The sequence below is a fragment of the Panacagrimonas perspica genome (assembly GCF_004364935.1).
GTDB classification, from domain to species: Bacteria; Pseudomonadota; Gammaproteobacteria; order Nevskiales; family Nevskiaceae; genus Panacagrimonas; species Panacagrimonas perspica.
In genome coordinates this window covers 13,405-25,776 of sequence record NZ_SOBT01000012.1, presented here as the reverse complement: position 1 = coordinate 25,776, position 12,372 = coordinate 13,405, and the positions used below count along the sequence as shown (strand labels likewise).

The 12,372-nt window shown below is 64.5% G+C and carries 10 protein-coding genes; all 10 read right to left on the bottom strand.

The window, feature by feature from the left end:
• Positions 1-28 precede the first annotated feature (28 nt).
• The 10 genes from DFR24_RS21735 to DFR24_RS21690 all read right to left on the bottom strand — a co-directional run bounded on the left by DFR24_RS21735 (position 29) and on the right by DFR24_RS21690 (position 12,301).
• Positions 29-682 (bottom strand): Rid family hydrolase, encoded by a 654-nt coding sequence (locus tag DFR24_RS21735; protein ID WP_133883570.1) that lies wholly within the window; start codon positions 680-682, stop codon positions 29-31.
• A gap of 31 nt (positions 683-713) precedes the next feature.
• On the bottom strand, positions 714-1,616 hold the full coding sequence (locus tag DFR24_RS21730; protein WP_133883569.1) for an AEC family transporter: 903 nt from the start codon (positions 1,614-1,616) through the stop codon (positions 714-716).
• A gap of 9 nt (positions 1,617-1,625) precedes the next feature.
• Complete coding sequence (locus tag DFR24_RS21725) at positions 1,626-3,164, bottom strand: FAD-binding oxidoreductase (RefSeq protein ID WP_133883568.1); 1,539 nt, start codon at positions 3,162-3,164, stop codon at positions 1,626-1,628.
• 197 nt (positions 3,165-3,361) lie between these two features.
• On the bottom strand, positions 3,362-4,240 hold the full coding sequence (locus DFR24_RS21720) for a Wzz/FepE/Etk N-terminal domain-containing protein (protein WP_133883567.1): 879 nt from the start codon (positions 4,238-4,240) through the stop codon (positions 3,362-3,364).
• On the bottom strand, positions 4,240-6,930 hold the full coding sequence (locus DFR24_RS21715) for an SLBB domain-containing protein (protein WP_162851371.1): 2,691 nt from the start codon (positions 6,928-6,930) through the stop codon (positions 4,240-4,242). The genes DFR24_RS21720 and DFR24_RS21715 overlap by 1 nt, the downstream gene beginning before the upstream one ends.
• Before the next feature lie 144 nt (positions 6,931-7,074).
• The gene (locus DFR24_RS21710) at positions 7,075-8,163 is read right to left on the bottom strand and encodes a hypothetical protein (protein ID WP_133883565.1); all 1,089 of its coding nucleotides are present in this window, start codon (positions 8,161-8,163) and stop codon (positions 7,075-7,077) included.
• 247 nt (positions 8,164-8,410) lie between these two features.
• The gene (locus tag DFR24_RS21705; RefSeq protein WP_133883564.1) at positions 8,411-9,175 is read right to left on the bottom strand and encodes a glycosyltransferase family 2 protein; all 765 of its coding nucleotides are present in this window, start codon (positions 9,173-9,175) and stop codon (positions 8,411-8,413) included.
• Complete coding sequence (locus tag DFR24_RS21700; RefSeq protein ID WP_162851370.1) at positions 9,172-10,356, bottom strand: glycosyltransferase family 4 protein; 1,185 nt, start codon at positions 10,354-10,356, stop codon at positions 9,172-9,174. Before DFR24_RS21700 ends, DFR24_RS21705 begins: the two co-directional genes overlap by 4 nt.
• Positions 10,353-11,309: an NAD-dependent epimerase/dehydratase family protein gene (locus DFR24_RS21695; protein ID WP_133883562.1), complete on the bottom strand. Its 957-nt coding sequence runs from the start codon at positions 11,307-11,309 to the stop codon at positions 10,353-10,355. The genes DFR24_RS21700 and DFR24_RS21695 overlap by 4 nt, the downstream gene beginning before the upstream one ends.
• Before the next feature lie 92 nt (positions 11,310-11,401).
• Positions 11,402-12,301 carry a hypothetical protein gene (locus DFR24_RS21690; RefSeq protein ID WP_133883561.1) on the bottom strand — a complete coding sequence of 300 codons (900 nt, stop codon included), beginning with the start codon at positions 12,299-12,301 and terminating at the stop codon, positions 11,402-11,404.
• Positions 12,302-12,372 lie beyond the last annotated feature (71 nt).

Genomic DNA, 12,372 nt, shown 5'->3' with positions numbered 1-12,372 from the left:
CCCCGGACTTCGTCCGGGCTACGTCACATCAGTACCCCGGCCGATTCATGAATCGCGGCGGCGCGGTGTCCTTCTTCTTCGGCTCCTCGGGCTTCACTGCAGCCGCGGGTGCGGGTGCTGCAGCCGCAGGTGCCGGAGCAACCGGAGCAGCAGCCGGCGTCCCTTGCTCCCCCAGAATCACGACGACTTTCCCCTTCGGCGACCACGCGCGCGCGCTCACCTGGAACTGCATGCTCGGCAACGGCAGGCTCTTCGCACCGACCGACGTCCAGGTGGGACGACGCTCACCGAAGGCTTCGTTCTTGCCGTCGATGGTGTCGTTGAATTTCTCCATGTCGAGCTGGTAGGTGGTGATCTCCACGACCTCGTCCATGCTCGCCCCGGCGGCCTCGAGGACGCGCTTCAGATTCGCGAAGCCGGCTTGGACCTGCTCGGGGTAGGACTCGGGGAAGCCGCGCTTCTCGATGTCGAAACCCGGAATCGCGGATGTGGTCACCCAGGGCCCGACGCGCACGGCCTGCGAGTAGCCGAACAGGTCCGAGACGAACTCCGTCCCCTCGGGCACGACGAACTGCGGCACCGGCGCCGGGGGTGGCGGCGGCGGTGCGGGTGGCGCGGGAGGCGCCATCGCGCAGGCGCTCAGCAGCGCGGCCAGCGGCAACAGGCGCAGGACTCGGGTCATCGTCGGTCTCCTCGGCGGCAAGGGCGCCACCTTAGCGAATCGCGAGATACCAGAGCGGCGCCGTCACGAACGAGAACAGGATGCCCAGGCCCACCGTCAGCGTCACGAGTTCCGGGTCGAGCCGGTGCTCCTGCGCGAGGATGCCGGCCGTGATCATCGGGCCCTGCGCAGCCTGCAGCACGCCCACCGTCATCGGCAGGCCGCCGACGCCGGCGACGAGCGCCAGCGCCACCGCGGCGAGCGGCGCCAGCACGAGCTTCCACACCAGGCCCGCGGCGACCAGCTGGACGCGCCCGCGCAGCGCGCCGAAGCGGAACACCAGCCCCACCGAGAACAGCGCGAGCGGTGTCAGCGTGTCGCCGAGGCGGTGCAGCACGAAAGAAACCGGCTCCGGCCATCCACCGAACAGCTGGCGCACCAGCAGGGCCAGCGCCAGCGCGATGAAGGGAGGAAAACGCATCAGGCGCCGCAACAGCTCGCGCGGCTCGATGCGATCGCCGGCATACAGTCCGGCCAGGATCACGCCCATCGTCGACAGCGCCAGGAAGCTGCCCAGCTGATCCGACAGCAGCGCCGGTCCCAGCGCCTGCGGACCGGCCAGTGCCTGGATCATCGGCAGGCCGATGAACGCGGTGTTGCCCAGGCCGCAGGTCAGCACCAGCGCGCCGATGCTGGCGCGGCTCCAGCCCAGCCGCCGCCCGACCAGCGGGATCAGCGTCGCGGCGCCCAGGATCACGATCCACGGCGTCGCCGCCGCGAACAGCAACGTCGCATCCCATTGCAGCCGCGGAATCTGCTCGAGCACCAGCGCCGGAAACGCCACGCGCAGCAGCCAGGCGTTGATCACGGCGTGCGTCCCCGCCGGCATCCAGCCGCGGCGCGCGAACAGCCATCCCAGCGCGGGACAGGTGACGAGGAGCAGGAAAGCGCTCAAGGCCGCACGCTACCCGGCGAGCAGGCGGTCGAATCCGAAGCTGCGCGGTGACAGGACGTTGAGCGGATCGTGCCGGCGCTTGCGTGCGGCGAGCTCGTCGAGGCGCGCGCGCGGCGTTCGCTGCAGGAATTCGGTCGCCCATTTCGGCCCGACGCCATGTTCTGCGCTGAAGGTGCCGCCGAAAGCCTGCGTGACGTCGAACACGATCTTCGTCAGCCGCGCGGCATCCGGCGCCACCGGCGCGCCCTGCCCGCCGATCAGGTGCAGATGGGCGCCACCGACACCCGCATGACCGAAGTCCACGAGTTGCACGTCGGGCCGCGCCGCGCGCAGTTCGCCGGCGAGCTGCGCGAGGTAATCACCGAACACCGACACCGGCGTCGCCGTGTCGAACGACAGTCGGCCACCGCCCAGTGCGCGCATCTCGAGATTGCTCGCCTCCGTCACCGAATGACGAATCTTCTTGAGTGCCGGCAGCGGCGCATAGCCGATGGCCTCGTCCGGCACCCCCGCCGTCTCCGAACAGAAGGCGTAAAGCTTCTGCGCGAGGTCCTCGTCCGGCAGATCCGACTTGACCTGCATCAGCACGAGGTACGGTGCATCAGGCGTGTGTTCGAACGGCAGGCGCACATCGCCGCCCTTGCGGCGCAGCACCAGCTCCACCGCGCTGCGCGACAGGAACTCGAATTCCTCGATGTTGGAGCCGAAGGTCTCGCGCGCCAGCGAGAACACGCGCATCGCCTCGGGCATGCTCGCCACCGCCAGCAAGGCACCTTCACGGGTCGCCGGAATGGGCTGCGTGCGCAGCTGCACGCGCGTGATGACGCCGAACACGCCCTGCGAGCCAACCAGGCCCCAGGCCGGCGGCAGGCGCGTCGAATCGATGGCCAGCTGATCCGTCGCCGGACGAACCCAGCTCGATGCCGCCTGCGGGCCGGTCGCGCTGCCGTCGCCCCAGAAGCCCCAGGCCGCCGTCGCCATGTGCGCCGCCGTGCCGTAGCAGACCGCGTTGGCGCCGGCCGAGGCGTTGGCCACGCAGGCGCCGAGGCTGGCGGATGCCGTCGATCCCATCTCCATCGGGAACATGCGGCCCAGCGGCGCGAGGATCTCGTTGAGCGTGTCGACGGCCAGACCGGCCTCGATCGTCACCGTCGAGTCCGCGAGCTCCGGCTTGCCGAGATCGCTCCACCACGCGAACAGACGATTGCGCACGGCATCCGGCGACTCGCTGCGCTCGAAACGGCACTCGCGTCCGTCCGCCAGCGTGAACGCCAGAAACCCGCGCAGCTTCTCCAGGCTCAGCACCACCTCGCCTTCCGGCCGCTGCGACTCCACCAGCCCGGTGCGTCCGCTGCTGAGCACGAAGTGCAGGCGATGTTCGTTGGCCAGCTTCAGCGCGCGCTCGACCTCGGCTTCCGAATCCGGCAAGAGCACGGCCTCGGCATGGCCGGGCGCGCCGCGCTCGGGGGTTTCGTAAGGCGCACGCCGCTCGGCCTCCACCAGCAAGCGAGGGCCAAAATGTTCGCGCAGGACGTCGATCGCGCTCATGGGACAGCTCCTGCACGAAGCGGGCCCGAAGGCGGGCACGTGCGAAGGGTGACGGGGGCGCGAATTCTAGTTCACCGTCATCGGCAGGTCCGCTACGCGGCGTCTTCGTCAGCGCGGTGATCCGGATGTCGGGGCGACGCTTCAGCTGTCCGATGAGGACACGCCGCCGCCGTTTCTGCGGCGACAGGACGGCACGTTCAGGACGGCATCGATCTCGCTGCGCGAGCGGGGCGCGGCGGCAGCACCAGCACCAGGAACACGCCCAGCATGCCGCCGAGCAAGGTTCCGGCCGCGGCGATCAGGGCACGCTTGGGCCGGATCTTTCGCTCGGGAACTCGTGCGGGATCCACGGTCTTGATCACGTACTCGCCGGATCCCTTGGCCAGCATCAGCTTCTTGATCTCGGTTTCGGCAAGACGAAACAGGGCCTGCCGGATCTCGATGACGTTCGTGCCCTTGGCTTGCGCCTCGAGATACGCAAGATTCTTCTCGCTCTCCTCGATGGCTGTACGACGCAGGTGTGCATCGGTGCGCGCCACGATATCGGTGACCCAGTCGGTGGCCTGTTGCGGATCCTTCCACTCGATCGCCACCGTGACCAGGCCGGTTTTCCTGTCCTCGCCGACCTGGAACATCCGCATCACGAACTTTCGATGGGCTTCCCAGACCGTCGGCGGCTTCTTCGTCCCCAGGATGCCGTCCCCGTCGAGCAGCACATCGACCAGCTTTCGATCCGTGATGAACTGCTCGATCAGCGCACGGGACTTCAACGTGGCCACCGCCACGGCCTTGTCCTTCGAGCCCGGGATCGACAGCCCGGACAGATCGGCCAGACCTCCGAGCTGTCCGGCCGCGTTGGCGAGCACACTGCGCTGTTCATCCTCGCGAATGCTCAGCAGCGCCTCCGCCCGGAACACGGGAGTGGCCAGCAGGGCATAGATGATGGCAGCGACCGCGCCGATCCCCGTGCAGAGAAGAATCAGGCCTCGACGCGCCCACAGCTTGAGCAAGAGCTCCCGAAGATCGAGTTCATCGTCATCCCGCGAGGCGGTGCTCCCCTCGGCCCGATCGGTCATCAGAATATTCCGATGGTCTTGAAGCTCGCCGCCGTGATGGCGAGTTGCCCGATGATCTGCGCGATCGTCGCCGTCATGAACAATCCGCGACCGCGGTCGACCTTGAACGGAACGATCACGACATCGCCCGGCATCGGCGCGTCGGCACGGTCGAGTGCGGACACCTCGCCGTTGATGCGCACGACGAAGGTCGAGCCGCGATCGGCGCGGGAGCTGAACCCGCCGCTCTGCTGCAGGTAATCCTTGTACGAGAAACCTTCCTGGTACAGATGGGTCGTCGGATAGCTCACCTCGCCCAGCACGGTGACCTCGGCCGGCCTGCGGGGAATCGTGATGGCGTCACCGTCACGAAGTGCCACGGGCGCTCTGCCCGAGAGCGTCGCCTCCATGTCGATGACGATGCGGCCGAGCGCCTGGGCATTCTCCAGTTCCTCGGCGAGCAGCGCGCCGAGCTGGCGAACCCGCACGACATCGACGTCCGCCTTTTCGCTGCCCCGGTAGTCGAGTTGCACCTGCAACAATTCCGACTTCAGGCGCTGCCCCTGCCGGGCCAACTCCGCCTGCTGCCTCGCACGAATCTCTTCGCGCGAGAAGATCGTCCCGGGAAGATAGGCCTCCTGCGTGAATCCTCCCGCTCTCCGGATCACCGACTCGATGGTCTCGTTGGGCTGGATGACGTACTCGCCCGGCAGCTTGACCTCGCCCAGGAGCTGCACCCTCTCGGTCTTGTACCAACCCTGGATCGGTCTGACGTTGACCGTGTCGTATGGCGACAGCAGCGTCCGGGCGGCTTCGGGATCGGAAAGATCGATCACGTTGCGCGTGATCTCGCGGCGCTGACCATTGACGATCGTCCGCCGGATGACTTCCACCTCGCGCGGGTACGAATCGTCCACGCCGCCACCCGCTGCACGGACCAGCTCGGATACCGTCATCGGAGCGGTCAACGGATACTCGCCGGGCGCCTTCACGCGTCCGGTGATGTCGACGATCTGCACATCCTGGTTCATGCCGGCCTGCTGCCGCAGATCGTCGAGGATGGGCTCGAGCAGGTCTTCGCGCGTTCCCTGGTTGGGGAAGACCACCAGCTGATCCCGGCTCTGCAACAGCAGGTTCTCCGGCGATCCGGGATCCCGCAGCGCGGCCGACGGGTTGGCCGAGATCGTCTCGATCCGGCGTTCCGGCCCCACTTCGCGACGGATCAGCAGATAGTTGGCGTCTGCACGTGCCTTAAGGCGTCGCAGATCCGGAATCGCATCCGAGATCCGCATGCCTTCTTTCCATTGCAGCAGCCCGGGGCGCTCGAACGCGCCGGTCAGCAACACGACGTTCTCGGCACGGTCGAAGACCGAGTAGACCTGCAGGTGGTCACCGGACTGCAGCGCGGTGTCCTTGCCCTTGGACGCAGTCAGGTCCAGCGTCGCGATCGTACGGTCGGTCTGGCGGCGGACGCGCTCCAGACTCGCGCTTTGCAGATAGGCCGTCGGCAGCAAACCGCCGCTGAGTTCGATCAGCTCCGAAACCGTCGAGCTTCCACGCAGCTCGTAGGTCGCAGGTCTGACGACTTCGCCCGAGATGCTTGCCGTCTTGCCCACCGGCGGAATGAACACGACGTCGCCGGGTTCGAGGACCATGTCGTCGCCGGTGTCGCCCCTGAGCAGGAGGTCGTACAAGTCCAGCGTCGTGACGACCTCGCCACCTCGCTTGACCTGGACACCGCGCAAGGAGCCGGTCTCCGGAATGCCGCCGCTGGCGAACAAAGCGTGCGTCACCGTCGACAGCGAACTGACCGTGTAGGACCCGGGCTTGCGAACGTCACCGAGCACGAAGATCCGGATCGAGCGCAAGGCGCCCATCGTGATGCTGGCTTCCACGCCGATCATGCTGTCGGCGACCCGGGCCTGCAGCAGTTCCTGCACCTCGTCGAAGCTCATCCCGGCCACCGGGATCGGTCCCAGCTGCGGGAATTGCAGGATTCCGTCGCGCGTCACCGTCAGCACGTAACGGCGGTTCTCCTTTCCGAACAACTGGACTTCGACCTTGTCACCCGGCCCGAGCATGTAATCGGTGGGGACGGGAATGTCCGTGATCGAAGACAGCTCACCGGCGTCCTGGTCGAACAACTCGTATCCGAACGGCCGCGGGCGTTCGAGGAAGCGTCCGAACGGATAGACCGCGCCCAGGTAGTCGTCGAGCTCGACGGCCGTGCAGGCTGGAGCATCTGCCGTCGTCTTTGGCTGTCCGGCGTTTCCTTCCCGATTCGCGCGCCGCTTCTTCCGCTCCAGGCATGCCCGGCTCATCGAGACTTGCTCGTCCCTGTTGAGCTGGTCGAAGCGGCTGCCCTGTCGAGCGCCCTTCTGAGGGTCCGAGTCGGCGTGTGAGCGCTTCTGGTCGGCGCGATTGCCACGATCTTGTTGCCGCAGCGATTCGATTCCCGTCGACATCCTCATCTGGCCAGGGATTCGGTCGGCGTCCTGCTCGTCTTCGCGCGCTGCCGACCCGCCCTGATAGCGCTGCATCAGGGCCTCGCGCTCGGCATCCGACAGATTCGAAAGCGCCTCGAGCGTCTGAGGATCGACGACCGTGGCAGACCACGCCACCTCAGGAGCAATTGCGCCGAGCATGCCGACGAGTACCGCGAACCATGCACCGCGCAAAGTCTTGTTGAGCAAACGTCCCCCGGGAAACATCCAGTCTTGACTGCTATCCGACGACCGTCGCCACGCCAGAGGCGATACCAACAGTCCGACGATCATCAGCAGCGTCCACGATAGTGGAATGACCCTGGCTTGGAAACCACGGGGCCGCAGCCATGGCTCGCAGGAATTCATCCCTCACTCGGCGGCGCCGGGTACGAGCGCAAAGAACCTCTGCAGCGTGCGGTTCAGCTCCTTCACGTGATCTCCCTCGGCGGGAAGATACGGTGTCACCTCGCCGACTCCGCACACGTATCCATGGGCGGCATGCATGCCGTTCTTGATGGCCACGAAGACCACGTGCCCTGCGAGCAGGAAGGGAGCCGCCGCCCCCTCCACGAGGGCCGAAGCCTCGATCTCGTTCGGGTATGTGAGGGTCACGAACAAGCTGTCGCCCCGGTTGTCGATCTCGGCGAAAAGCAATTCGCCATCGTGGGCGAATCTCAACGCCGACAATGATCTCTGCGCACTTGCCGCGTCCGCGGCATCTGCAAATTCGATCACGAAGTCGCGCGTCATGCGCGGCAGCACCCGTACGTGCCGTATGCCGAGCATCCGCAGGAAGGCCGCATGATCCTTCAGCCGGTAATAGAAGGTGACGCGTTCGTACGGGACCTGCGTAAGACCCGTCGCAACCAGCAGGCTCGCGTCCGGCAGGCGCAGGTAGTCCCCCAGAATGGCGTCGTACACCTGCAGCATCTCGGCGATCGGATCGGCCGAGGGGTCGATGTACCAGGCGGGATTCCGCTGTGCGACCGGGCGATCCAGCTTCCCGTTGAAGAAGTAGTGATGCTGGATATGGGCCCCGGCATTCAGAAACAGCGTGGAAAAGTTCGGCCTGTGTCGTCCGTACAAGCGAACGTGGAGGTCGTGCAGGAACAGATCCAGGAATAGCGCCTTGCGCCACGGCGCCCCGCGACTGCGCCGCAACAGCGACAGATAGAGATCGTAATGGCGTGGCTGCGCGAATCGCAGCAGGCCGCAAGCAAGCGCGAAGGCACTTCCGGCCGTGATGCGGCCGCTGGAATTATCGTTGACCGCCTGCGAGATCGCCGTCCACAGCCGGCGACTCCAGCCCGAACCATCCGTGGGCGTGCGCGTCCATGGGTCGGGGATGAAATAGGCGGGCGACCTCAGGCGATTTTCGGTGTTCATCGGCGACACCGCGCCCACCGACAGCCCGGCCGCTTCCACCTGCTCGAAGATCTGCGGCACGCCGCTGCCCACGATGTCTCCCAGCCGGAAGATCGCGTGCTCCGCAGCCGTCAGTCCGGAGTGCGCCGACACCCATTGGATCCAGGGCTCCAGCTGCTCGTATTCGGATTCCGAACTCGTCCGGCGCACACCCGCGGACAGCAATTGTTCGAAATGCTTCAAACCCAGTTTCGGCACGTACGAACGCGCAACGTCGAGGTTGACCTCATTGAGTTCCACCAGGATGAGGCGACGATTGCTCATGACCACGATTGGAGACTCATGAAGCCTGGCTCGGACGCGAAAAGAACTGCGGGATCCTGCGCGTCATCTTGGCCAACATGAACCCGATGCCGCCCGGGTATCCGTGCCGACGACATGCGTGCGCGGCTTCCAGGTTGCCGCGAATGATGTTGCGCAGGCTGCCCGTCGTCGCTCCGCCCATTCGCATCCGCACCAGCGTCGACGGCAGATACGCCGAGCGTATCTTCACGACTTCGAACAGACGCAGCATCAACTCGAAATCGGCCTGCAGACGGTAATCCAGGCAGAAACCCGCGTTCTCCAGAAGCAGCTTGCGGCGCACGTAGAAGGTGGGATGAGGAGCCATCCAGCCGCTCGCGCACAATCCTGCGCGGTGCTTTCCCGGTCGCCAGTAGCGTACGACCCGGCTCGTGTCGTGCTGCGAAACGAAGACCAGATCCCCATAGACCGCGTCGACTTCGGGATCCTCCATGCATCGTGCAATTCGGGATAGCACCTCGTCATCGGCGAGCAGATCGTCTGCGTTGAGGAAGCCCAACACGTCTCCGGTGGCAAGGCGTATGCCCTTGTTCATCGCATCGTAGATTCCCCCATCCTTTTCGCTCACGAAATGGGAGAGATGCTGGCCGTGCTGCTCGACGATCCGGGAAGTCGCATCCTTCGATCCGCCGTCGATGAGAAGGTGCTCGACGTCTCCGTGACTCTGGCGCGCGACCGACTTCAGGGTGTCCGACAACGTGGCAGCGGCGTTATAGCTGGCGGTAACGACGGAGATCTTCATGGCGTGCCCGAGGCAGGTTCGCAGGCAACCCTCAGCACGCGGAGAAAATCGTCTGCATAGGCGATCACGCGGCTTTCCGAAGCCCGATGTGCAGCCTGCGTCCGGGCCAATCGCTCCGGCGTGGACAGCGGCTGCCATCGGTCGAGTACTGCAGCCAGCGAGGCCGCGTCGTGAGGATCGAAATAATCGGCCTCGGTGCCCATCTGCTCACGGTGGACCGGCAGGTCCGAAAGGATCATCGGCGCGCCTTGGGCGCGCGCTTCTTCGACAGTGGTGCTCCATCCCTCCATCAACGACGGGTTGAGCAGCGCCTGGCCCGCGGCCATCAACATCGAGAGATGTTCAAAGGGCACGAGACCCAGGATGCGCATCTGCGCACTCACACCCGATTCCGAGATGGATCGTTGAAGCGCCCCGAAGTGACCGGGGTTGCGCGGATCCAGCGGCATTCCGGTTGCCGCCACGACCACGTCCTCACGCCCCATCCGTTTGAGCTGCGCAAGCGCCTCGATGACCAACCGGTGGTTCTTGTGGGCCCAGAATTGATTGGGCAGAAAAAAGAATCGCTCCGGCAGTCCGTATGCATCGGCCACGGCGCGCGCTGCCGCGAAATCGACTGGCGCCGGTGCGGGTACCGCAAAACGGACGGCGTGCACACGACCGCTGCTCGTTCGATAGATGCGCTCGAATGCCATGCGCGTGTGCTCGCTGCTGACCATCACTGTGTATCCGGCAGCAATCTGCGCCCGAAAGCCCAATTCCCGCTTCCACCAGCCGAAGCGTGTGAACAGGTGACTGAGCTCACGGTGCTGAAGATCCGGCACCCACGCGATCGCGGGAATGCCAGTGCGCCACCCCAGAAACGATGCCGATTCGAACACGCATCCGATCCGTTCGCCGCGATAAAGATCGCGCCTGGCGGTATCACGACCTGCGATCAATCCTCGTAGCAGAGAGGCTGTCTTGCGGGCCTCGTTCATGACCGCCGAATGGACCACCTCCACACCAGGAATGCGTTCGAAAGGCGCGCGGTCCTTCGCGTCGATATCCGTGCCCAAAAAAATGACCGGCTGGACAGCGTCGCGTCGGTGGCGAGTCAGCGCCTCGAGCAGATTCCGCAGGTAGTTGTTGCCGCCGGTCCATGTCCTTCCGCCGATCAGCGAAAACGCGACGCGAATCACGTCGAACTCCGTCCGAGCTCTCGACGGAACCACCGCACGTACGACGTGAGTCCCTCGTACAGACCGACCTGCCATTCAAAGCCCAGGGCCGAAAGACGGCGGCTGTCGGCTACGAGGTTGGAAGGATCGCCCGGCCGGGAAATGCCGGAAAGTCCGAGCGATGTCGTCGCTCCATCGCTTTCCTTCTTCCAGATGTCCATCACGTGCGCGGCGATCTCGCGCACCTCGACTCCCTCGCCTCGGCCCACGTTGATCGCGGTTCCAACGACATCGTCTGCGCCACCGATCAGATCAAGCGCCCGGGCCACATCGCCGACCTCTGTCCAGTCACGCCTCTCGCCACCGGTTCCTCCTATCTGAAGAACCGGAACACCCGTGGAAAGCCGGTTGCACAAATCCCACAACAACTGCTTGCGCAGGCCGTCGCCGTACACGGAAAAAAGACGCGCGATCACCACTTCCAATCCATAACTGTCCGCGTACGAGCCGCACATCGCTTCCATCATGGCCTTGTGGTGCCCGTACGGGGAATACGGCTTCAGCCGAACGTCTTCGCCGATGGCTCCATCGTGTCCCGCCCCGTACACCGCCGCACTCGAAATTGCGATCAACCGCGCGCGTGGCGCATCCGTTCGCAACCACTCGAGCAGATCGGCCGTCGATGCAACGGTCTTGAAGAAATCCTCACGCGGGTTGGCAAGGGCCACCCCGACCGACGATCCGCCGGCCAAGTGATATACCCGCTCCGGGGGCGGACCTCCCGCACACGCCAACTGCAAGTTGGTGGCATTGACGCCCCCGTTGATCCAGTTGACGACACCGTCGCGGTGCGCCGATTCAGGTGGCCACTGCCCATGACCGACGCCGATCACGTCGTGTCCACAGGCCGCGAGCCGTCGCGCCAGGTGAGTGCCGATGAAACCTCTGGCACCGGTGATGAGGACGCGGCCCATTCTTCAGAAACCAGGACCTGACACGGAATTGCCGCCCAGCCCGAAATACGCGGGGCCAGCCATATCAAGTCCTCGATTCGGAGCAGTGCTCATCAACTGACAGATATCGAATCGAAGGTCTCGGCAACCCGCAAAGCGGCGCCACTGCTGACATCGACCAGAGGAAGATGGCCAATCACATCCCGGCCTTCGCGCGCGGAGATCATTCTCAGCTCGCCACGTTCGTCTCGTGCTTCTCGAAAGCTCGACTCGCGAAAGCAGTCGGCAACCGGAACCGCCTTCACTCGTTCATTGAGTAGTTCGCGCCGAACGAAGAAAGCATTGCTCCCCACGCTGTTGACGCCTACCAGCGAGTAGCCACGCCCGCTCAGCAAGTAGTCGAATGCAGTCAAGCTGGCACCCCAGTACAGATTTGAATGATGCGCCGACGAGCGACTGAACCCCGGCGAGTAGGGAACCGATACCGCATGTCGAGCGCCAAAGATCGAGTTGTATTCCACGACGATGACCTCAGCCCGCCATTCCGCGAGAGCCTCGAGAAGGTAGTAGTCGACGCCGTCGACATCCACCGACATGACACCCACTCGCTTGTCGAACCCGCTCTCGTCCAGCAAGTCCGCCACGTTCTCGCGAGTGATGAACGCAGCGCGCGATTTCAAAGGGTATTTCCAATAGAAATAGCTCCTGCGGAGACGTTCGACGTTGCGCTGTGACCCGTCGATGACATACCCCTTCCAGAGGTCCTTCATCAAGAGAAATCGCGAGTTCGACTCGAAGAAATCTTCGACTCCAAACTCAATGAATGTTCGATTCTCGATGCATAGCTCACGTATCAAAAACTGGAGGATGCCGTCCTCTCCCCATTGCGAGAAGACTTTGAACTCCACGTCAGAGAGTGAAGCTACAGGCTTTCCGCGCTGCAACTCGCACAGCACGAGGCCTTGATTGATTTTTATCTCGTCGATGCGCCGATCCAGCGTGAGCAGCCGCATCAGCACATCTCTTGTTCTTAGAATGATTTGTCTCATCTTCAATAATTAGGCCTACGGCTGCGACGATCGAA

What these genes read in the sequence shown, in the direction of transcription:
- DFR24_RS21735 (WP_133883570.1), bottom strand. Translation starts at nt 682, where the DNA reads ATGACCCGAGTCCTGCGCCTGTTGCCGCTGGCCGCGCTGCTGAGCGCC.
- DFR24_RS21725 (WP_133883568.1), bottom strand. Translation starts at nt 3,164, where the DNA reads ATGAGCGCGATCGACGTCCTGCGCGAACATTTTGGCCCTCGCTTGCTG.
- DFR24_RS21720 (WP_133883567.1), bottom strand. Translation starts at nt 4,240, where the DNA reads ATGACCGATCGGGCCGAGGGGAGCACCGCCTCGCGGGATGACGATGAA.
- DFR24_RS21715 (WP_162851371.1), bottom strand. Translation starts at nt 6,930, where the DNA reads ATGTTTCCCGGGGGACGTTTGCTCAACAAGACTTTGCGCGGTGCATGG.
- DFR24_RS21705 (WP_133883564.1), bottom strand. Translation starts at nt 9,175, where the DNA reads ATGAAGATCTCCGTCGTTACCGCCAGCTATAACGCCGCTGCCACGTTG.
- DFR24_RS21695 (WP_133883562.1), bottom strand. Translation starts at nt 11,309, where the DNA reads ATGGGCCGCGTCCTCATCACCGGTGCCAGAGGTTTCATCGGCACTCAC.
- DFR24_RS21690 (WP_133883561.1), bottom strand. Translation starts at nt 12,301, where the DNA reads ATGCGGCTGCTCACGCTGGATCGGCGCATCGACGAGATAAAAATCAAT.